Annotated in this window: 19 protein-coding genes; 5 read left to right on the plus strand and 14 right to left on the minus strand. The window is 33.7% G+C overall.

The window, feature by feature from the left end:
- Window positions 1-57: 57 nt before the first annotated feature.
- From MP478_RS12675 to MP478_RS12690, 4 genes are all read left to right on the plus strand, one after another.
- Window positions 58-993 carry a T9SS type A sorting domain-containing protein gene (locus MP478_RS12675; RefSeq protein ID WP_257200650.1) on the plus strand — a complete coding sequence of 312 codons (936 nt, stop codon included), beginning with the start codon at window positions 58-60 and terminating at the stop codon, window positions 991-993.
- Window positions 994-1081: 88 nt separating this feature from the next.
- Window positions 1082-2032, plus strand: a complete 951-nt coding sequence (locus tag MP478_RS12680) for a T9SS type A sorting domain-containing protein (RefSeq protein WP_257200651.1) — start codon at window positions 1082-1084, stop codon at window positions 2030-2032.
- A gap of 202 nt (window positions 2033-2234) precedes the next feature.
- Window positions 2235-2651 carry a nuclear transport factor 2 family protein gene (locus MP478_RS12685; RefSeq protein WP_257200652.1) on the plus strand — a complete coding sequence of 139 codons (417 nt, stop codon included), beginning with the start codon at window positions 2235-2237 and terminating at the stop codon, window positions 2649-2651.
- Between the two features lie 238 nt (window positions 2652-2889).
- Window positions 2890-3699 carry a T9SS type A sorting domain-containing protein gene (locus MP478_RS12690; RefSeq protein WP_257200653.1) on the plus strand — a complete coding sequence of 270 codons (810 nt, stop codon included), beginning with the start codon at window positions 2890-2892 and terminating at the stop codon, window positions 3697-3699.
- 92 nt (window positions 3700-3791) lie between these two features.
- On the opposite strand, the gene MP478_RS12695 is transcribed toward MP478_RS12690, so the two are convergent.
- From MP478_RS12695 to MP478_RS12730, 8 genes are all read right to left on the minus strand, one after another.
- Window positions 3792-6614 carry an aminopeptidase gene (locus MP478_RS12695; RefSeq protein WP_257200654.1) on the minus strand — a complete coding sequence of 941 codons (2823 nt, stop codon included), beginning with the start codon at window positions 6612-6614 and terminating at the stop codon, window positions 3792-3794.
- A 55-nt stretch (window positions 6615-6669) separates the two neighbouring features.
- Complete coding sequence (gene pyrF, locus MP478_RS12700) at window positions 6670-8049, minus strand: orotidine-5'-phosphate decarboxylase (protein ID WP_230038021.1); 1380 nt, start codon at window positions 8047-8049, stop codon at window positions 6670-6672.
- Between the two features lie 115 nt (window positions 8050-8164).
- Window positions 8165-8506 carry a YkvA family protein gene (locus MP478_RS12705; RefSeq protein WP_230038018.1) on the minus strand — a complete coding sequence of 114 codons (342 nt, stop codon included), beginning with the start codon at window positions 8504-8506 and terminating at the stop codon, window positions 8165-8167.
- Window positions 8507-8592: 86 nt separating this feature from the next.
- On the minus strand, window positions 8593-9132 hold the full coding sequence (locus MP478_RS12710) for a TlpA disulfide reductase family protein (RefSeq protein ID WP_257190918.1): 540 nt from the start codon (window positions 9130-9132) through the stop codon (window positions 8593-8595).
- Between the two features lie 38 nt (window positions 9133-9170).
- The gene (locus MP478_RS12715) at window positions 9171-9734 is read right to left on the minus strand and encodes a thioredoxin family protein (protein ID WP_230038014.1); all 564 of its coding nucleotides are present in this window, start codon (window positions 9732-9734) and stop codon (window positions 9171-9173) included.
- Between the two features lie 16 nt (window positions 9735-9750).
- On the minus strand, window positions 9751-10821 hold the full coding sequence (aroC, locus tag MP478_RS12720) for a chorismate synthase (RefSeq protein ID WP_230038012.1): 1071 nt from the start codon (window positions 10819-10821) through the stop codon (window positions 9751-9753).
- 50 nt (window positions 10822-10871) lie between these two features.
- Window positions 10872-12506, minus strand: coding sequence for a hypothetical protein (locus tag MP478_RS12725; RefSeq protein WP_257200655.1), 1635 nt, complete (start codon window positions 12504-12506; stop codon window positions 10872-10874).
- A gap of 53 nt (window positions 12507-12559) precedes the next feature.
- A complete protein-coding gene (locus tag MP478_RS12730; RefSeq protein ID WP_257200656.1) occupies window positions 12560-13126 on the minus strand; it encodes a YMGG-like glycine zipper-containing protein in 567 nt (188 codons plus the stop codon).
- Window positions 13127-13432: 306 nt separating this feature from the next.
- Between MP478_RS12730 and MP478_RS12735 the strand changes: the two genes are divergently transcribed.
- Complete coding sequence (locus MP478_RS12735; protein ID WP_257200657.1) at window positions 13433-13879, plus strand: hypothetical protein; 447 nt, start codon at window positions 13433-13435, stop codon at window positions 13877-13879.
- A 374-nt stretch (window positions 13880-14253) separates the two neighbouring features.
- On the opposite strand, the gene MP478_RS12740 is transcribed toward MP478_RS12735, so the two are convergent.
- The 6 genes from MP478_RS12740 to MP478_RS12765 all read right to left on the minus strand — a co-directional run bounded on the left by MP478_RS12740 (window position 14254) and on the right by MP478_RS12765 (window position 21564).
- Window positions 14254-15084 (minus strand): glycosyltransferase, encoded by an 831-nt coding sequence (locus tag MP478_RS12740; RefSeq protein WP_257190913.1) that lies wholly within the window; start codon window positions 15082-15084, stop codon window positions 14254-14256.
- Between the two features lie 1180 nt (window positions 15085-16264).
- Entirely contained in the window at window positions 16265-18436 is a 2172-nt protein-coding gene (locus MP478_RS12745) for a peptidase domain-containing ABC transporter (protein WP_373691706.1), read from the minus strand.
- Window positions 18437-18636: 200 nt separating this feature from the next.
- Entirely contained in the window at window positions 18637-19188 is a 552-nt protein-coding gene (locus MP478_RS12750) for a DUF2807 domain-containing protein (RefSeq protein ID WP_257200659.1), read from the minus strand.
- Window positions 19185-19916, minus strand: coding sequence for a hypothetical protein (locus MP478_RS12755; RefSeq protein ID WP_257200660.1), 732 nt, complete (start codon window positions 19914-19916; stop codon window positions 19185-19187). The genes MP478_RS12750 and MP478_RS12755 overlap by 4 nt, the downstream gene beginning before the upstream one ends.
- A 10-nt stretch (window positions 19917-19926) precedes the next feature.
- Window positions 19927-21279: a radical SAM/SPASM domain-containing protein gene (locus tag MP478_RS12760; protein WP_230041220.1), complete on the minus strand. Its 1353-nt coding sequence runs from the start codon at window positions 21277-21279 to the stop codon at window positions 19927-19929.
- Window positions 21280-21345: 66 nt separating this feature from the next.
- Complete coding sequence (locus MP478_RS12765) at window positions 21346-21564, minus strand: hypothetical protein (protein ID WP_230041219.1); 219 nt, start codon at window positions 21562-21564, stop codon at window positions 21346-21348.
- Window positions 21565-21622: the final 58 nt, after the last annotated feature.

Raw genomic sequence — 21622 nt, forward strand, 5'->3', positions numbered from 1 at the left:
TGACTGAAATTTAGCTATAATTTAGCGGTTGAAATTATTAATATTTAAATTTTAATCATGAAAAAATTTTATTCGTTAGCTTTATTTTGTTTAACAGGTTTTGCATTTGGTCAAATTAGCTTAACGACACTAAACACTCCTTACGTTCAGAATTTTGATGAATTGGTAAATACGGGAACAGGTTCCCTGGCTTTAACCGGAGGTTTAGCAGGGTGGAGCATTCTAGAGACAGGAGCTAATGCAAATTCTACATACGCAGCAGATACAGGAGCTTTAAATGCTGGAAATACCTATAGTTATGGATCAGCAGGCAGCACAGACAGAGCATTAGGATCTGTGGCGAGCAGTAACTTATTATCAAGATGGGGTGCTCAGTTTAAAAATGATACAGGAAATCAAATTACAGATCTTCAAATATCGTATACTGGTGAAGAATGGAGAATGGGACAGCTGAACAGAGGGAGTAATGATAAAATTATATTTGAATACAGCACGGATGCTGCGTCATTGACTACAGGAACATGGACTGCTGTTTCAGCTTTAACCTATGAAACCACTAACGCTACAGGAACTGCAGGACTAAGAGATGGGAATGCTGCAAGCTATAGAACGGCACTTAGTTCAACAATTACGGCGCTAAATATTCCTGTAGGACAGACATTTTGGATCCGGTTTGTTGATTTTAATGCTGATCAGTCTGATGACGGTCTTGCTATAGATGACTTTTCCTTAACACCTCAGGGAGGAACCTTGGCAACAGGAGAAAATAGAATTTCAAGCAAATCTTTTGTTAAAAATACTTCAGTTGAAAATGAAATTTACTTCGGAGTACAATCAGAAGTTAAAATTTTCAATGTAAGTGGACAATTGATCAAAACAGCTTCAGTGAGAGAAAACGGAAGTTTAAATGTAGCTGAATTTCAAAAAGGTATTTATTTTGTAACAGGAATTGTAAACGGTAAAAACGTTTCTGAGAAGGTTATTAAAAGATAATTTTAACTAATTGTTAAATATACACCATCACTTTAGTAGAGTGATGGTTTTTTTGTACTTTTAAGCTATAAATTTAAATCATCATACAATGAAAAAAATCTTTACTATTTTGGGAATAGCTTCTGCTATTGGTTTTATGAATGCGCAAACTACCGTTTTGACGGAAGATTTTAGTTTTACAGGAGCTCTTAATGCAAATGGCTGGGTTACTCACAGTGGAGCTATTCCGGGACAATTGACATCTAACGGAACTGCTGCTAATTTAGTTGCAGGAAATACAGAAGATGTAAATAAAGCATTTTCATCTTTGTATACTATTAGTGCAACTGCCGTTAGCAAAGCCGAATATTCTGCTACAATTAATGTAGCCAGTGCAGCGGGTTTAAGTACATCTGGAGATTATTTTTTAATGTTTACAATTACTTCAGGGGCTAGTCCGGGAAATAATTTTAATGCAAGACTTTATGCTAAAGGAACTGCATCAGGGTATACTTTAGGCGTATTGAATAACGGTGCGGGAGCTGTAACACCTACTTATGGAACTGAAATTCCTTATGGAACACCTGCCAATATTACAGTAACTTATATTATTGATAATACAGTAACTCCTGGTACAAATACAGCGACTTTACAAATCAATTCACAGCCATTACTTACAAACAGTACAGGAACAGGAGGTGCTTCTGCAACAATTGGTGGGGTAGCTATCAGACAGGGTGGAAGTGCTACTTCAGGAACTGGGAATATCTCCATTGATAATCTAGTGGCCAAAGTATATTCTCCAACATTAGCCGTTTCAGAATTTAAAAATGGAAAATCAGGAAACTTTGTAAAGAATTCTTTCGTTAAAAATGAAGAAATTACTTTTGGAGCTGATGTAAAAGATGTAAAAGTTTTCAATATGTATGGACAAGTTGTGAAAACAGCTTCTGTAAAACAAAACGGAACTGTAAACGTAGCTGAACTTACAAAAGGAAACTATATTGTAACCGGTACAGTAAACAATCAGCCGGTATCTCAAAAGATTTTGAAAGACTAAAACTAAGCTTTTAGATAAAATATAGATCCGTTATTTCATTGAAATAGCGGATTTTTTATCTAAAGTTTTGATTTGCGGTTGACCATTTATTCCAATACTACCTCTTCTGTCTCGAATACGGTTTCTTATATAAAGAACAACAATTTTTTTGTAAATTGAAGTTTTCTACAATAGAGAAAAGTTGAAAAATATTAGGTTAAAGATGGAAAATGAACTTAACTATATTTACGAAAAATGGCACCTGTATGCCAAAAACATACAAACCCAGGACCTGATTGATCTGTATGCCGAAGATGCTGTTTTTGAAAGCCCGCTTGTACCCAGAATTCTGGATACAAAATCGGGGATCTTAAAAGGTAAAAATGAAATTCTGCGGTTTTTGGAAGAAGGGACAAAAAGGCGCCCCAATGAATTGGTAAGATGGTATAGGAATGGAGATTCTTATACGGCTAAAGAAACATTAATCTGGGAATATCCGAGGGAGACTCCCGATGGTGACCAAATTGATATTTTGGAATTAATGAAGATTAAAGATGGCAAAATTACAAATCACCGTATTTACTGGGGCTGGTTCGGTACAGAAACATTAATAAAATCAGCACTCAAAAAGAACGAATAATAACGTCGCTATTTATACTGGAAAAATAGTAATAAAACCTGAAATTAATTTCATTAGCCCATGGTTCTACTGTAAATACCGTGTTCCCTTCATTGAAGCTTCGGACTCTTATAGTAATCAAAATCATTGTAACAGTAGTTTTTTGGTATATCCTAAACATGTTGCTTTAAATATTTATCAATTCCATGGTATTATTTTTGATATTTTTATATTAACCTGTTGCTAAAATTAAACATCTATGAAAAAAATATTTACTATTGTTGGATCTGTACTGTTTGCTGTATTTACAAATGCTCAAATCGTTATTAATGAGATCTATGGAGGAAATGAAAACTCCGGAGCTGTATTAAAAAATAATTATATTATTTTAAAAAATATAGGAAGTGTTCCTGTTTCTTTATCGGGAGCTACTATTCAGTATGCACCGGCAGTAGGGGCATTTAACCAATATCATACATTACCTGACATTACTCTGAATCCGGAGCAAACCTATTTGATTCAGGAGGCTGAGATTGGCGGTGGTACCATCAATTTACCAACTCCTGATTTTATTGCTACAACGGTAATTAATTTTGATGCAACTCCTAATAAATCAAAGGGGATACATATTTCAGGGGTATCCGGAAAAATTGCATTGGCATCCGATAATGTACAGGTTCCCGGACCGGGATCATCCAATGTGCTGGATTTTGTAGGATATGGCTCTAATGCAGATCAGTTTATGGGTGACGGGCCGGCTCCATCTCCAACAATAACAACAGGGATCAAAAGAATAATGGGTACAAGCAATGATAATCTGGTTGATTTCTCCCTTGAGGGTACTGCAAAGTCCGGTTTTGTACAAAATCCATTTATAAAAGGAAATGAGATCATTTTCGGATCCGAAATTACCGATGTTAAAGTGTATGATACCTTCAGGCGCGTTGTGAAAAAAGCACCTACAAAAACTGTCTTAGCTCTCGATATTGCAGAATTGCCTAAAGGGACTTATTTCGTAACAGGGACAATTAATAATGTTCCTATTTCTCAGAAAATTGTAAGAGATTAATTTTTATAGAGAAAGGCTACCTTAAAGTAAGATAGCCTTTTATTTTTAAATATCCGGTTTAGAATATAACCATTGTTTTATCTGTTTCCTGTTTAATACCAGCCTCTTCTGGCAGCATTAATAATGGTCCCCAGATTGAGAACCAGCGTATATCTTATACGTTTTGCGTAATCCTTGAATGAAGGCTCAAAGCCTAGTGAAGATTGTATAGGGAAATAAATTTCAAGGAAATCCGGAATAATTCTTACTTTAATACCGCTGTCCCATATAAACTTGGTAGGATGGTTTTGATTTTTATAGATCCCCGCATCAGCATATACATGAAATATTTTCCATACACTGGAATCTACATTAAAGGAAGTGATCCATTTGTTAACGGAGCCGGGTATAAATGATTTAAACCCTCCATCAGCTAAAATAAATTGCTGCGAAAGAAGGCCGCTGTTAGCACTCTCACCCAAAAGGCTGTAAGAGAACGCATAATTTGAAACTCTTGAAATTCCGTAATTAAATAAATTATTTCGGGTATCATTTCTTACGAAATACCCAGCGAATAAACGTAAGCTCAGTTTTTGTTTCGGGGCAAATTCCCACCTGTAAAAGGCTTCAGCAGTAACTTTGTTGAAATCTTCCATTCCTTGTGTGCTCAGGCTGAAACTCTTTTCATGAATCATCTGATTATCACTGTAACCATACCCTAAGCTCCACAGATTATATTTTTTGTAATCATTATTAGCAATCATAACAGGGCTGAGATCCCTGTCGAAATAATTATAAGACATTCCAATACTTCTGCTTATCGTACTCCGGGGATCTTTCCTGAAGCTGATATTGGAAAGTACCGATGCCTTTCGGTAAGCCAATCCGTAATCATAGTGGAAATAAGATCCTGAAACCCCAAAGGTAAGGCTTCGAATAATACTTTCAGCAGGCAGAAAAGAATAGGAGACTGCTCCGGAACCGGTGAGTTTTCCTGTTCCTGAACTGTACATTGGCGTGAATGAATACAAAAATTTCTGATCAAAGAATGATTGATTTTTAAGATTGATTCCTAAAAGAAATTTATCATAAGCATTATTAAAGCGTACTCTCGGACTGATATAGATCTCATTGTATTCAGGATCAGGAATGTCTTTGATGAGCTTAAGCTTTATTTTTTTAGCATTCGAAAATATACCTTTTGCATACAGAAAATTATCCCTGTAGTTTGATTCCGGAAAGCTATAGCCTGTATTTAATGTGACTTTATAAATATTATCTGACGCCGGAAGAAGTAATTCATTATTATTCTTATTTTCTTCTGTTTCTATCCAATATGCTTTTTTCTCTCCTTCCCGTGTTTGGGTTTCAAGTTTTACCGGAATAGAGGCATCTGTATTTTTTGTGATTTTGATATGTAGAGAATCATTCTCTTTTCGTATGTTTTTCAGTTTAAAATTAACCCTGTTTTTCAGCTTAAGGAAATTGGTGAGATATCCCGAAGCTTTATCTTTTTCGCTAAGGCCTTTCAGAAATTCTTCAGGCTTTATTTTTTTTCCGGAATTTTGTGAAATATAATTTTTTATGATACCATTGAAGGTGTCATTTCCCATTTTATCAGCAGAATAATCAAATAGGCTTCCTGTTTCAAAACTGCTGACAGCCATGTCATTAAAGTTACTTAGTGAAGAAAAATTGTCGTCAATCTTTTGATCCAGATTTTGCAGCATGATATATTGGTAAGCCAAACCATAACGATCCAGAAGCTTAACTTTTGATGCATGAAATATTTTTAAAGGCTTAATTCCGAATAACTTGGTCTCCGGAAGAGCCCCTAAAAGTTTGGTGTCTTTATAGAATTTTTTCAGATACTGAATTTCAAGATAAGATTTTAAGCCATTTTTAAACCAGTGATCTTTCTCTTTATCAGCAATGATATTTTCATCAAGAATTTTTTTGGTTATGATTCCAAAATAATCAAGGTCGGTTTTTTCAGCATCTGTAAATAACTGGAATTTGAATTTCCAGAATCTGATATCATTATTTCCGAAGAAATCTTCCTTAGCCCTGAATTTATCAGAAATGAAAAGGTTTTGCGGAACAAAACCAATTTTATCTTTAAGGAATTTCAACTGTAAAGGTAGGAGGAATTCCAGGTTTTGTTTTTCTTCAGGTTTCAGATTGTACCCAAATTTAATATCAGAACTGAAGCCGTCAACATCAACCTTAATAGAAGGATAGCTGTTGGTGGAAATTATAAATTCCGGGTCAGAATCCAGGTATCCTTTAAAAGAATTCATCTGAACCTGAGGAAGGTTACTTTCGATAAAATTATTGACAGGAATATCAAAATTGACGGTCCAGAAAGTATTAAAACTTACAGATTCTTCAATATCACGGTATTCTTTTTTAGAAATATTGTCCGGATCAAATTGATCCGGAACAATAAAGAAATATTTTAAGGCTGTATTCTGGCCGGCTGTTCCATATCCTGTAAATGTTTTATCAGGAAGCTGTATCCGGTACTGTAATTTTAACGTAACGGCTTCGCCGGGTTGTAAAGCATCTTTCAGAGGAAGAAATAAATTTTCATCCGAAAGAGTATTTATAGCAATAGGCTGGTTTTCTGAATTTTTAATACTCAGTTCCAGAAGCTTACCCAACTGCTCAGGCTTTGCAAAGTGCAAATCATTGTTTCTGTCTTCCAGTTTCCTGTAGACTAATGCGGTTCCACGTTTATGATAGGCGGAAATCCAGTTCAGGAGTTTTACGGTTTGAAGCTGCTTGTCGGAGTGATTGTAATAAACAATTTCCTGATTGACTTCAAGCGTTTTTCTGTCAGCAGATAACTTTGCTTCAATATATATACTGTCTTTCTGTGCAGAAACCTGTACAACTCCTAAAAACAAAATAAGGCAAAACGTGATCTTTTTCAAATATAAGTGATAAAGTACCAAATATAACTTATTTTGTAAATACTTTATAGGATTTTTAACCCTGAGTTGCCTTTTTTTCCAAAGAATTAATATAGGCATTCCAACCCTCAGTTTTATAAGTTAGCGCTGAAGCTTCCGGATTGTCTGATTTATAAATTCCTCTTCCTACGATGATGAAATCTGTATGTAAGGTTTTAAAAACATGTTCGGGAGTATTGTACTGCTGGCCTTTACCATCGCCTGAATCAGCTAAATTCACTCCAGGGGTAAACAATAAAAGGTCTTCAGGAATTTTATTCTGGGATACACCACCGATTACATTAGGATGGGATAAAGCTACTTTTAAAGCATCTTCACGATAGCTGGCAGTAGTTAAGGCCCCTTTAGAAGACATCCCTACAATGGCTACCACTCCTACATTTTTAAAGCAATCCAATGATTCAAATCCACCGATAACCTGTGAGGTTACAAAATCTGCCCAATCTGTAATTTTGAAAACTCCACTGGTGAACTGAAGCTCCTGGGTATTTCCAATATCTGCAAACTTTCTGTCTTCCATTAATAAAAACTGATGTTTTTCAGCAATAGTTTTTAATGGGCGAATTGTTTTTTCATAGTCAAAATCTGAGATGATATCGATATGTGTTTTCAAAGCAATGATATGGGGGCCTACTTTTTCAGCTAAATCCAATAGTTCCTGTGTTGTAGTAACATCTGCGGAAGCAATAAGGTTAGATTTCTTTGACAAAGCGGTTTCTAATAATTTCTTTGAAACAGAATGTTGGGCACTGTTCAGTTTTTGCTCATAAGAGGCTCTGATTTCTTCTTCAAACTGGATATGATTACCCTGTAGGAAGTCCTGAATTCTTTTTACTTCTTCATCAGATAATTCTCCTGTTTCCTGAAGAATAACACATACCTCTGAAATGTTGAAAAGAGTATGAACTCTGTAACCTTTGCTTTCCAAAAGCTGCTTTCCTCCCTGTTCTCTATCTAAAACCACAACAATATCTGAAACTTTCAGATCTTCCTGCTCTATTTCAGGAATCGTTTCCAATAAAGATTTTCCTGAAGTAATAACATCTTCCACTAAAAGACAGTTTTGGCCTTTCTGATAAATACCTTCAATCAGCTTTTTAGTACCGTAGCTTTTAGCTTCTTTTCTTTTAATAATTAATGGAATGTAACTTTCCAAAGACATTGCAGTAGCCATCGGAAGTGCAGCATAAGGAACTCCGCAGATAAGATCAAAATTATCTAATGGAAGCATTTCCAATAAATAATTGGCCAGATTTTTTAAAATTTTCGGATCTGAAGCTAAAGGTCTTAAGTCTACATAAAATGGACTTTCAATACCACTTTTTAAGGTAAACCTTCCAAATTTGATGATCCCTAGCTTGTAACACTCTAAGAAGAATTCTTTTTTACTTTCCATTATTTTTTATTAGATATTGCAAATTTAAGGATTTGAAATAAGGCTTAAAAATTTATCACCTATTTGTAAATAAAAAACCACCCTGAAGGATGGTTTTAAAGACTATAATAAATTATTATTTTATAATTTCAGCATCAATAACTTTGGCCCCGCTGTATTTTTGCTCGGCTTCCCAAAGTAAAAACTTATCAACTTCTTTGATGAGCTTGGGTATCGTTAACGATAATACTGCCAGGTCATCCATTACTCCAAGTACCGGTATGGCAAACTCAGGAAGAAGATCGATAGGGGAGATGATATATAAAATTCCCAGTAGAGGAAGAATGATATCTATGGATTTCATTGGATATGCTCCTTTTCTCCACATTTTTACCATTCTGAATATGTCGGGAATCTTTCTCACAAAACCTTTGTGATTGATAGCTTCTTTAGCAATGTTTAACTTTGAATATTTCATTTTGTGTTTGGTTTTAAATAAGTTTTTCAACGCTGTTAATTTCGCAAATCTTATACCAACAAATTATAAAATTTAGTTAAAAGTAATTATTTAATAATATTGTCAATGAACTGATGCACAGTCTCTGTATTCCAATCTCTGTAAGCATCCTCTTTTATAATAATCCTCCCTGTTTTATCTAAAAGGAAAGTAGTAGGGAATACTTTTGGAAGAATTTTTTCAGAAATAGGACTTTGAGCAATATACACCGGAACAGTATAATTATTTTCTTTCAAAAATTTTCTTACATCCTCTTCCTTATCATTCATGGCAATAAGGACGAAATCAACATTGTCTTTTCTGGAATCATATAGCTTCTGAATAGTGGGCCATTCTTTTCTGCACGGTGGACACCATGTTCCCCAGAAGTTCAGAAAAACAGCTTTATTTTTAAAGTTTTTAAGATTGGTGCTTGAAGCGTTGATCCCTTTAAGGTCGATATCATAATCTTCCTCACTTATATGTACAGCATTTTCAATAGTAGCAATAGGAAAGAACTGATCTTTCATGAAATTTCTTATTCCCGGCACAAAAGCAATGATGGCAATAATGACGATGAGTACAATATAAATAATGTTCTTTTTCATTTACTGTTTTTTACTGTTAATAAGTATCAGACGTATTTTTATAATAAATCTAAAATTTCCTGAACAGAATCTTTACCTCTGTTTCTTGCATAATAAATCTGCAGGTCATTGTAAAAACTGTCTTTTGGATATCCTTCAGGATCAGCTTTATGTTTCATAAGCAGCTCATATCCATATTTCGGACGTGGGCCCCATGAATTTTTCACATTAAAATCTTTATCCAGGATAATTACTTTAGGAATAGACTCTGTTCCATTGGTTAAAAACTGATTGATCAGACTTTTATCACTGTCTCTCAGGAAAACTTTGACTTCATTATGGTCTTCAAAGAACTTGAAAAGGGCGGGTACGGTAGCGCTTGCATCCCCACACCAAGCTTCAGAAATAATTAAAATCTTTCCGTCAAATTTTTTAGCCGCTAATTCCTTCAATTGCTCTTCATCCGGAACATACTTCTTGAGTGTTCTGTCCATTCTCTGAAGTCCCAGTTCGTAATATTGTTTGTAGTCCGCTTCCTGTTGGTTAGCTGGATTTTCTAATCTTTGTTTTGCAATTTGAAGGTATTCTTCAAATGAAATTCCTTTATCCCAGTAATTTTTCATTACCAAAAAATTATATTTAAAAATTATTGATATTTCTTGTTTTGTTGATCAAAAACAGATCAGCCAATACAAATGCAGCCAGAGCTTCTACTACAGGAACTGCTCTTGGAACCACACATGGATCATGACGCCCTTTGCCTTCTACAATAACAGGGTTTCCTTCTTTATCTATACTGTCCTGAGGCCTTAAAATAGTAGCTACAGGTTTGAATGCTACACGGAAATAAATATCCATTCCATTGGAAATTCCTCCCTGAATACCTCCTGAAAGATTAGATTTTGTGGTGAAATCTGTATTGAAGGCATCATTATGCTCCTTTCCGGTCATTTTTGCACCACAGAATCCACTGCCATATTCAAAACCTTTACATGCATTAATATTCAGCATTGCTTTTGCCAGTTCTGCCTGAAGTTTTGAAAATATAGGTTCACCAATTCCTACAGGAACATTTTTAATAACGCAGGTAATGGTTCCACCGATGGTATTGCCTTCTTTTTTGATTTCTTTAATTTTTGAAATCATTTTTTCAGCAGTTTCCGCATCCGGACAACGTACATCATTGCTTTCAGTTTTAGAAAAATCCAATGCCTGATATGGCTTTTCACAGAAGATATCTCCTACGGAAGAAACGTAAGCATTTATTTCAAGTTTCGGTAGAAGCTGTTTGGCAAATGCACCTGCAACTACCCAGTTCATGGTTTCTCTTGCTGAAGATTTCCCACCCCCACGATAGTCCCTAAACCCAAATTTCTGGTCATAAGTGAAATCTGCATGACTCGGACGATATGCACCCGCAATATGGTCATAATCTTTTGATTTCTGATTTTCGTTTTCAATGATAAAACCGATTGGGGTACCTGTTGTTTTTCCGTCAAAAATTCCTGAAAGAAACTTTACGGTGTCACTTTCTTTTCTTTGGGTAACGATAGCAGACTGCCCCGGTTTTCTCCGGTTCAGCTCATACTGAACTTTTTCGAGATCTACCGTTAAACCTGCCGGAAAATTATTGATGATACCGCCATAAGCCACTCCGTGACTTTCTCCAAATGTTGTAAGACTAAGAAGATTACCTAATGTATTGAACATAGTACAAAATTACCTTTTTTTCTCCAGATAATAAAGTTTCAGTATTTGTTCTATTTATCAGTGTTTTTAATAGTGTTAATAACATCTTCGGCTTCTATTTTCTCTTTTGAAATCATTTTTTTCCATATAAAACCTTTCCTGATATCGTTTTTGTCGGAAAGCTGGGGAAATATTCCTGCTTTGCCGTCATCAAAAATAAAACTTGTTGATATGGCGGGAAGGGGAGTGTCAAAATTAAAAGGATAATTTTTCGAAACATTGAATTTTAAATTGCCCACCTCATAGGTATTGTATTGATGATATTCATAGGTTGATGGTCTGTAAAATTGTTTTTTTTCAAATCCGGCGATAAAATTTCCGGGTCTAAAACTTGGAAGATGTTCCTGAATGAAGTTTGGAAAGGACAAAATAAAAATAAATAATATACTTAACGTTGAGAAAACGGTGACTGATTTCCGTTTGTCAAAATAGTCATAAAAAAATATGAGAAATATCACAAAGAATACATCAATGAAAAAACGGTACTGAGCGGAAAAAGCAAGTACAAGTATACTTTTTATGAGTAATGAAATACAAATTAAAGTGACCAGCTTTCTTTTTTTGATCCAGGCAAATGCTGAAAAAGTAATCAGGCTTACCATAAACAGGATGTTGATTATGGATTTTATTCCGTCCAGGAAAAACCAGTTTCTGATGTAATCAAAGGTTGAGAATCTCTGAATTTCTTCATAAGAATACTGCATATCATATGTTTTTTGAACAGCATATTGTGAAGAAGTTTTTAAGATTTCAGGATTAGGTTTCCAGGATACTCCCAAATCACCTAAGGCAACGGGAAATACGGGGTAACCGAATGTCCAGATATTTTTTGCGAAAAATAAAAGGAGAATAAAAATTCCAAAAAGCAGTTTTTTAAAATCTGATTTAAAAATAAAAACAGTACGGAGGAATGTCAATAAGGGCAGCCAGATCATGGTAGGCTTTATGGCAAAAATAAAAATGGAAAATGCAAAAAGTAAGGTTGTGTTTCTGTTTCCAGCTATTATTTCATTCAAAATAATTAAAGAAAGTGCAATAACAGGGAGGTCAGGGCTTGGAGATTGTGAAAACAATAATAAAACAGGGAGAAAACACAGATGTATCCATGCTTTTCTTTCCATAATATAAATGGTATAAATACTCAACAAGATCGTATTGATTCTTAAAAAAGGATCTGAGAAATTTGAAAAACCAGCCTGAAAAATATGCCATACAGACATTTGGCCCAATGTAAAATCCAGATTGGAAATTCCTTTTATCAATCCATATTCAGTAAGCCATTGTATGGTTGGAACATAGTATCCGAAATGATCTAATATATAAGGCGAAAATGTACCGGCTAATATTATAATAAATGATATTGTAATCATTAAAAAAATATCCTTTCCTGAGAAATGATATAATTCCAGGTATAATTTATTTCTAAAAAAGAAAAGGAATCCCAATGAGAGGGTACCTATTTCTACATAAATATTTAAGGGGATAAAAAAGGAAAGGAGAGTCCATACTATACTTATTCCTAAAATTCCTGCTAAAGCTTTTGCGGCAATACCAGGAGAGAGAGAGCCCCAGAAAAGGTCCATGATTTTACCTGCACCAATCAGAACCGGAATGATAAAAATAGCAGAAAAAAGAATCAGTATCATAAAAAAAGATTGCTTAAAAATAAGCAATCTTTATATTGTATTGTTAAAAAATATTACCTGCGTGGCTGTACTCTTCCGTCTTTTCTGTCTCCTGATCTCCCTATGGCATATCCGGTAGCTCCACCTACTACACCACCAATTACAGCTCCAAGACCTCTGTTGTTTTTAGAAATAATAGCTCCTGCAGCGGCTCCACCTACAGTACCAATGATGGTTCCTTTAGCGGCTTTACTCATTCCTTTTTTCTTAGTTGTACCTTGTGAAGAACTGCTTCCGTTATCTGCATAATCTCCATTGCTTCCTCCGGAACTGGAATTAGAATTGGAGTTAGAACCAGAGTTTCTATCTCTGTAGACTGTTCTGGTTTCTCTTATAACCTGTGGCTTTGAATTATTTTCAGCTCTTGCTTTTTTGCGTTCTGAAATGCTGTCAGATTTTTTCTGAGCTTCGTAAACCAGCTTTTCCTTTTCAATGGCTAGCTTCTGTTTTTCTATTTCAAGCTGTTTGGCCTGAAACTCAAGTTTTTGTGCTTCCAGAGATTTTTCAGCGATGCTATCATCTTTTTTGCAGGCCGTCATTAAAAAAACGGATAAAAAACCTGCTAATATTACCTTTTTCATAATTCAAATTTTAATAAGCTAGAGTCTAAACAACTTTAGTTTTATTTCTATTTCCAATTATGAAGCCAAATTTCTGTTAAAGGATGTTAAAATTATCAAATAAGGCAGAAGCTATTGTGTAAAATATCATAAATATTGTACGTTAGGTGTGTGTTCAGTATAGTTTTTGCTATTTGTTTAAAAGGTTTTTTGAGTGTTGGTAATGGGATTTTTTTGTAAGGAGCTAATTGTAAGTTTTAATTAATTAATAGTTTTCTTTAAATTAATCTGAGATGATTAATTTTGAAGAACTAAATTACTTTCAATATGAAAAAAACAACATTTACAGCGCTGGCTTTCATCGGACTGCTAGGTACTGCTGTTTCATGGTCTTCTACTGATAATGTTATGAAGACACAGTCGCAAGCTCGTCCAGAGGTATCAAAGAATGAAACAAAAGAACAGACTTATAAGATACGATATGGTTTGCTTTCTAAAAATGGAACAAAAATTCTTTCCGGAAGTCATGATGTCGGTAGTTTTCTTGCTGAAAATATGACTACGGGTGATGTGTATGACACGTATTATAGCGGAGGCTTTCAGACTTTACCTCAGTATTATGAAGGAATTCCCGCAGGAACTTATACGTTTTCTGCAATGCAGGGACAGGGTGGCTGGACTGGCTATGGATCGGTTGTAGTGACTGTTTCAGATGCTCAGGTAGGTCCTGATGGATATATTACAGTATATATTCCAATAACTTGGGAAGAATAATATTGCATAAAACAAAATATTTAGTAAATTTACCAACCTCTAAAAGAAGTATTTTTAATTAATTATTAAGTTAATTGCATTGGTTACTTAATTTATACTTATTATTTCATTCATGGTAAAATCAATCATAAATGTAATTATAGTATAAATAGTAAACATTTTACGATATTCTGTTTGGATTTTTCTGAATAGATTTTTTTCATCATTTGTGTTTTTTAGGCCTCCTGATTGGAGGTCTTTTCTATGTATAATAATGGAGAAATTATTCTTTTTAATGAATGTCTACCTTTAAATTAAGGAAGGTAATAGGAGTTTTAGATACAATAAGTAATTATTTTATTCCATAAAAAAACTCCTCAAATGAGGAGTTCTTATTATAAGTGTAGAGTTACCTTTATCTTGTTAAGCAAACGATGAAAAGTACTGGTTTGATAAGCCAGGAGTTGATATATTTCTTCTGAATTGGTATAGGTTTCGGGAACATTCTGGTTATTGATCTTCTTGATTCCTCTTCTTTTCATGGTGTCATAAATCACTTTAGCGAAAGATTCTTTTGCTCCCTTCTTGCTGCTATGCTGTGAAATTCCATTAGAATGAAGCCGGTAGAGGTATAAAGGTTCTTTGATGTACTTTACATCACCATATTCCAGAATTTTCAGATATAGATCCTGGTCAACAGCACTTCTCAGTGTTGGATTAATGCCTGAAGTTTTTAAATACGTTTCTTTTTTAAAGGTAAAAAAATGGGCGAATTGAATAGGGCAATTGAAAAAATATCGGTTATTATAGACTTGTTTGGTACTGGCAAACACCTTATCAGCGATAAGATTGGCATCACACAGCATCATCTGGGAATAGGTAGCTACAAGATCGTTATTATTTGCAAATTCCTGGATTGTTTTTTCCAATGCTTGCGTATAGATAGCATCATCAGGGTCAAGGTAAGCACATAGCTCTCCCTCGGCATATTTCATGCACTCTCTTTTGGTGAATCCACAGCCCTGATTTACTGTATTGTGATACAGTTTGAAACGGGGATCATCTTTGATAATTGATTGTATAACTTCTACTGAATTATCTGTAGAGGCATCATCAACAATGATGGCTTCCCAATTTTCATAAGTTTGATTGACTAATGAATTATAGCAGTCCCTAAAATACTTTCCATTATTATAGTTGGCTATAAGTATAGAAAATTTTATCACGTTTTTTTGAGTTAATTAATGTGTAAAACTATAAAACTATATTCATGAAAAACATATCTTTGATCATAGTATAGTTGATATATTTTTCTTATTTTATAGGTTTTTAGTTTTGATTTATTATTACAAAATAAAAATTATTTTATGACTGAGGTCATAAAATAAAAATAAAAAGCAGCATAATTTTGAATAAAGATTAAATATTATTATTTTATTTCTGAATATATAAAATTTTTTTTCATCATTTGTGTTTTTTAAGGCCTCTCCTGGAGGCTTTTTTTATTTTAAAATAACAGCAGATGAAAAGATAGTACGGATCTGGTGCAAAGGTTTGGGTAATATAAACTTACATCAATATAGTTTCTTTTTGATGTAATATTCTATTTTTATTATGCTTGGTTTTAAATGAGCCAAGAATGAATAGATTAGAAATCGATTTTGATGAACTAGCTTTTATAACCTAATCAGATGGAGCCAAAAAAAAGAGTCCTTATAAAAATGAACTTCATAAGCCAGAGGATTTAATATTTGTGTTTCTTCTTTTGTTCATTTTAACAATAAGCTTAGTATTTTGTCAATGCCACTATTTACATGTAATCCCAATAAACATTTTTTAATTAAATTTTATTTTTCATTTTAAAAAAAAATATCTTCAAATTAATTTATAATTATCAAGATATTTTGCATTAAATTTACGGATTTAATTTTCAATTTATAATGGTTGGAATTTATGGCTGCTTTTTTTATTTTTTATAATTCAGCTTTTTTATTAGACTTATTATTGAATGATCTTTAATTATATTGATTATTTGATGTTTTCTATTTAGAATAGTTGTAATTAGTGAGATCTTATTTTTAATAATATGAAAAAAAACAGGTGAAAATATTAAAATATAATATTTAACCTTTTGAAAATATACATTAAAATATTTTTATCAAAATTTAAATTTTGGCACGATTTTTCAATGTAGATATGTAACTCATGTTTAATTTGAGTTTTCATGGTTATTAGTTTTTATCCTCGGAATTTCCGAGGATTTTTTTTATATGATCCTGATCATAAAAGTGAAATGAACTTATTAATTATTTTTATGTAATAATTTTTTTACATATCATCACTTTTTGCATTATTTATTAAGCTTCTCTGTGAAAGGGAAGCTTGTTTTGTTAAAACCATAGAATATTAACTTCCTAATTCCAACTGGTTTTTGACTAATTTGTAATATTCACCGTTTTTAGTGACCAATTCCTGATGACTGCCTTCTTCTACTATTTTTCCCCCATTTAAAACGATAATGTTGTCAGCGTTTTTCACAGTTGATAAACGATGAGCTATAATGACTACTGTTTTTCCTTTAAAAAACTCCTGAAGGTTATCATGGATTACTTTTTCATTTTCAGCATCCAGGGCTGATGTTGCCTCATCAAAAAATAAGTATTGAGGATCTTTATATACTGCCCTTGCAATGAGTATTCTTTGTTTTTGGCCCCCGGAAATTCCATTACCTGAAGCTCCAATTTTGGTATTATATCTCAAAGGAAGAGAGTTTACAAATTCACTGATATTGGCTGTTGTAACTGCTTTTAATAATTTTTCATCATCACCCGCTTCATCATGGGTAATGATATTTCTGGCGATGGTATCAGAAAATATAAATCCGTCCTGAAGAACAACTCCTGAACTTTTTCTGATGCTTTTAGGAGAAATATTTAAAATATTCGTTTTTCCGAAACTTATTTTACCCGATACAGGATTATAAAATCTCAGTAAAAGTTTCATTAAGGTTGTTTTTCCACTTCCGCTGGCTCCCACAATCGCGGTGACCTTGCCGTGGGGAATGGTAAGCGAGATATCTTTCAATACATAAGGTGATTGAGGCCCTTCATACTGAAATGATACATTTTCAAAGCGTATATCGCCTGCTGTATCTTCATTGGATTCGATAGGTTGGTCGTCTTCTTTTTCTTCTTTGGATTTAAACTGAACTTCATTAAGCCTTTCCATACTTAGTTTTGCATCTTGAAAGGAACGGAAGAAATTCACCATTTGACTTACGGGGGAATTCATCTGCCCTATTATGTAAGATACGGATAAAAGAGCTCCCAAAGACATGTTTCCCTTTACAACATAGGTAGCAGCCAGGAAAGTGACAATTATATTTTTAAGCTGATTCAAAAACTCAAATCCGGACATTTGATACTGATCAATTTTTAAGATCCTGATATTAAGTTTAAACAGTTTCTTTTGAATTTTTTCCCATTCTGAGATTTTAAAATCTTCAAATTGATTTAATTTCATTTCGGTAACTCCGTTCAGCATCTCATAGATGGAATCCTGATTTTCACTACGGAGTTTAAATCGAAAATAATCCATTACTTTTCTCTTTCTAAGCCAGTAAAATGACCATGCAATAGAGATCAGGGTTAAAATGGAATAGACTAACAATATTTTGACATCGTAATACGCGAGAACACCAAAAAAAACAGAGAAGGTGACTATGGAAAAAAATGTGAGTAAGCTCTGGGAGGTTAAAAATTCCTCAATCCTATTATTGTCCTGAATTCTTTGCTGGAAATCTCCAAGCAGTTTGGTGTCGAAAAACCGGATGGGAAGTTCTATTATTTTTTTTAAAAAGTCTGAAATAATTTTGATACTCAGATGGGTACCTATATAGAGGGTCAGCCAGTTTCTGAAGATATTGATAACGATACTGCCTAAAAATAATGACAGCTGTGCCAGCAGGATAATAAAAATAAAATTTAAATTCTTTGAACTTACTCCGTCATCTATCAGAGACTGTGTAAGAAATGGAAAGATCAATGTGATGGCACTTCCTGCAAGAAGCAGGCAGAACATCAGTGCTATTTTTTTTTTGTAGGGTTGTAGATATTCAACAGTCTGCTTAACGGTTAGTAGTTTCTGCTGAGGAGGTTCATTTTCATAAAAAGAATCTGTAGGAGTTAAATAGACAGAAACTCCTTTGCTGTGATCTGAAATCCAGGATTCTTCGAATTTTTTCTGAGAAATTTTGATGATACCATGAGCAGGATCGTAAATTTCAAATATTTTTTTTTTGGAGAATAAGGAATTGCTAACTTTATTGAGTACAACAAAATGGTTTTGGTCCCAGTGTAAAATAACAGGCTTCTTACTATTTTCAATATTGGAAATTAAGTGGTCAGACTCCTCTTTTACAGCATGGTAATCGAATCCTATTTTTTTTGAGGCTTCTCCTATGCCTAAAAGAGAAACCCCTTCTTTTGTAATATAGGAGTTTTCTCTAAGGTATTCCAATGGATATTCTTTTCCATAAGAATTGGCCACCATGCTTATACAAGCAGGGCCGCAATCCATTTGATCATATTGAGCAATAAAACGCACTATCTTAATTATTTATCTTTGATTGGTATAAGGATACTGAGCAACAATGAATACTTGTGCTTTGATGGAAAACCTGTTTCAATTTTGTATTGTTGAGCATTTTGATTTATGCTTCGGAAACAGGATTAATTAAGGGATACAGTTATTAAAATTTTGTTTCCCCCGGTGTGTGCTTAATCTTTTTTTACTTTCAATTTTCTCAGATTAGAAAGCATTACATTTTTTTTATCTAACGTCAGCTGATCTGTTTTTCCACTAATTTTCAGTGAAGCTACATTTTCTATATTCAGAACTAAGGTTTGAGTATCAACGGTGAGATCTATTTTTCCGGCATTGATAACCTTAAGTTTGATTGTTCCGAACTGGGCTTTATCTGTGGTCTGTACTATTCCCAGATTATAGGCATTGATGAAAATGTCATCACTTTTTGATGTAATATAAAGGTTGTAATTATTTTTTTTGCTTTCTTCGGTAGAATGGACTGCCTTTACAGAGGCAATACCGTCAGTTATGCTGAATTGGATCTCTTTGTCTTTGTCTGAGCTCCTTTCCACGATAATTGAATTTTCGGAACCTTTAGTGAAAAATACCTGGGCAATATCTTCAATCCTGATTTCTTTAAAATCTGTTTTTTCGGTATTTAATTCGCTTTTAATCATTTGGGAATGGGCTTTTTCAAAAGAAAAGAAAAGGATCATTACAATAAATAATTTGAATACTTTCATAGGATTAGCTGGTTTTCTAGTTTATTAAATGAGGAATGGCTGATTATTTCATCACAAAAATCTAAGATAGTGATTTTTTCATTTTCCTTATGTTTTTCTGCTGTTGTGATCACATCGGCCAGGATGTCAAAAATCATGGACTTGCGAAGGTCGTCACTATTGTATTCCAGGTATGCGGGGTTGTAAACAATATTTTCAAAAGTGATTGGAATTTTGTCTATCAATAGTCTGAATATGTCTTTTAAGATCATAAGCGCCTGGTCCACTTCCATTGATCTGAAACTGATTCTTGCCAGGTTGTGGATCTGCTGAATTTTATGAAAGAAAACTATAGGAAATCTTTTTTCAAAATAAGAATCCAGTTCCATTGTTTTTTTTGTACCTGTGAAAGCAGCAGAAAAATCTCCTTTCCTGTAGTGCAGATAGGCATCAATAGGTACACAAATCAAATCATATAGTTTTTTTTCATCTTCACTCAGTGAAGATTTGTCTATGTATTTTCCTGCTCTTACTATAAGATTTTCAGCGGTAAGGATATTTCCATGTCTGGATTGTTCCAGAGCTTTCTGATAATTTTCATAGTAAAATAGGAATATTTTTTTATTTAAACATACAGAATTAATCATCTCATTCACATGTTCGTCAAATTTCAGCTGCTCTTTGTATTTTTGCTTGTTTAGCTTTTCCAGCTGATCTAGTTTACTATAAAGATTATCAAATTTTTTCATGGTATTTATTTTAAAAGGCACTTAAAACTTCTGATCCTTTTTGAGCAATTATATAGGATAAAGCGATCCTGTCTTCCATATTGAATTTAAATGACGGGCAAGAAAAAATTCCTTCTTTCCATGTTTTAGGGCATGCCCCTCCACAGATAGGAAGTATTTTACAGGTATGACACGGAGAGTTTGATTTGTTTTCCCTAATCAGGTCGTTCCAGTCAATAAATGGTCTTTCTTCCAATAAATTGCTGGGTTCTGTTCTGTTTAAATTTCCTAAGATATAACCGGATTTGTCATAAGCCGGAACATATGAAATTTCTGTACAGTTATAAATATTTCCGTAAGCATCTATCAGTTCTGCTTTTGGATCTATAGCCATACATGTCTGTTTTTTTCTGTTAGGTACCACAGGGGTATTGAATTCCTTTTTAAGGCAATACATCACCCAGTCAATCTCTTTATCTGCAAAGTTGGCAATTTCCAGAGACATCAGGTGGGCGTCATTTCCCCAGGAATGTATAGGGGCAACATAGAAACTGGAAAGCTTTTTATGAATTCCCAAAGAATTCAGCTCATCAATTAACAGGGTAACGCTGTCGTGATTGGTTTGATCTACATTACAGCGGATATTTACAGTAGTATTTAATTCAGAAAAACCTTCATAGTTGAATATATCAATAAGATTGTCGAGAATGATTCTGTAACTTTTCTCTCCTGATTTCAGGAATCTTCTTTTGTCATGGTATTCTTCTGTACCGTCTAATGTAATTTCAAAAAAGCTGAGGTGATAGTTTTTAACCAGATCCAGGAAAACATTCAATTTTAAAGACAACCCATTAGTTACCATTTTTGAAGAGTATCTTAAATTGTGCTTGTCGGCTAATGCTTTTAATCTTGGAGTTAATGCTTTAATATTGCTTAAGGCCATTAGCGGTTCCGCTCCAAACCAACCTATTTCCAGAGCGTCAAAATTATTTTCTCTTTCAAGTTTAAATTTTACCCTTTCAACAATAGCATCCATTTGTTCATTATTCAATAGGGCTTTGGTATGGTTTTGCCCACAGTATCCACATCCCAACTGGCAGTTGGCTGTAGGTTGTATCACCTGATACAACGTTCTGCTTTCGGCAATACTTGTTTTATTTTCTAGTATCACTTCATCCAGCTCATTTTCTTCTTTTGGTACAATGAGGTCTGATGCCAGAAGCTTAGAAAAAACATTCTCAGGAAGATCATCATAATTTTCATTTTCATACAGTAGGGCAGTGTGGCTTTCTAAAGCCATTGTTTCGCCACTCCTTGTAGAATAAAAAAGCACGGTATCATTTCCTACTTCCGATTTTATTTTATAATAAGAGTTTTTGAACATAGTATAGTTTTTAAAAGGGTTAAAAACCTCCATAACTATTGAAAATAGTTATGGAGGATAATTAATTTACTCTATAGTAGAGATTTCTTTAGTTGGAGTGGTTGGAGTTGTTGGAGTACAACCGATATTACAACCAGAGTTTACGTTTACTGTACACAGTGGTTGCCATCCTGCAGCCTGTCCACCTCTGATAGCTAATTGCTCATTTACACTAATGATTTCACCTCTATTTACAGCGTCTAATTGTACAGCACTGTAAATGTTCTTAAGTTTTGAATTTTTCATGTTAATTAAAATTTTAAATTAAAGTTTTTGGTAAAGTTTTGATACATTAACCTTCTTT

This window comes from Chryseobacterium sp. WG14, from assembly GCF_024586945.1.
Taxonomy (GTDB): domain Bacteria; phylum Bacteroidota; class Bacteroidia; order Flavobacteriales; family Weeksellaceae; genus Chryseobacterium.

Bases quoted from the DNA above. Each gene is read 5' to 3' on its own strand.
- MP478_RS12675 (WP_257200650.1), top strand. From the start codon at position 58: ATGAAAAAATTTTATTCGTTAGCTTTATTTTGTTTAACAGGTTTTGCA.
- MP478_RS12680 (WP_257200651.1), top strand. From the start codon at position 1,082: ATGAAAAAAATCTTTACTATTTTGGGAATAGCTTCTGCTATTGGTTTT.
- MP478_RS12685 (WP_257200652.1), top strand. From the start codon at position 2,235: ATGGAAAATGAACTTAACTATATTTACGAAAAATGGCACCTGTATGCC.
- MP478_RS12690 (WP_257200653.1), top strand. From the start codon at position 2,890: ATGAAAAAAATATTTACTATTGTTGGATCTGTACTGTTTGCTGTATTT.
- pyrF (WP_230038021.1), bottom strand. From the start codon at position 8,049: ATGGAAAGTAAAAAAGAATTCTTCTTAGAGTGTTACAAGCTAGGGATC.
- MP478_RS12705 (WP_230038018.1), bottom strand. From the start codon at position 8,506: ATGAAATATTCAAAGTTAAACATTGCTAAAGAAGCTATCAATCACAAA.
- MP478_RS12710 (WP_257190918.1), bottom strand. From the start codon at position 9,132: ATGAAAAAGAACATTATTTATATTGTACTCATCGTCATTATTGCCATC.
- MP478_RS12715 (WP_230038014.1), bottom strand. From the start codon at position 9,734: ATGAAAAATTACTGGGATAAAGGAATTTCATTTGAAGAATACCTTCAA.
- aroC (WP_230038012.1), bottom strand. From the start codon at position 10,821: ATGTTCAATACATTAGGTAATCTTCTTAGTCTTACAACATTTGGAGAA.
- MP478_RS12725 (WP_257200655.1), bottom strand. From the start codon at position 12,506: ATGATACTGATTCTTTTTTCTGCTATTTTTATCATTCCGGTTCTGATT.
- MP478_RS12730 (WP_257200656.1), bottom strand. From the start codon at position 13,126: ATGAAAAAGGTAATATTAGCAGGTTTTTTATCCGTTTTTTTAATGACG.
- MP478_RS12735 (WP_257200657.1), top strand. From the start codon at position 13,433: ATGAAAAAAACAACATTTACAGCGCTGGCTTTCATCGGACTGCTAGGT.
- MP478_RS12745 (WP_373691706.1), bottom strand. From the start codon at position 18,436: ATGGATTGCGGCCCTGCTTGTATAAGCATGGTGGCCAATTCTTATGGA.
- MP478_RS12750 (WP_257200659.1), bottom strand. From the start codon at position 19,188: ATGAAAGTATTCAAATTATTTATTGTAATGATCCTTTTCTTTTCTTTT.
- MP478_RS12755 (WP_257200660.1), bottom strand. From the start codon at position 19,916: ATGAAAAAATTTGATAATCTTTATAGTAAACTAGATCAGCTGGAAAAG.
- MP478_RS12760 (WP_230041220.1), bottom strand. From the start codon at position 21,279: ATGTTCAAAAACTCTTATTATAAAATAAAATCGGAAGTAGGAAATGAT.
- MP478_RS12765 (WP_230041219.1), bottom strand. From the start codon at position 21,564: ATGAAAAATTCAAAACTTAAGAACATTTACAGTGCTGTACAATTAGAC.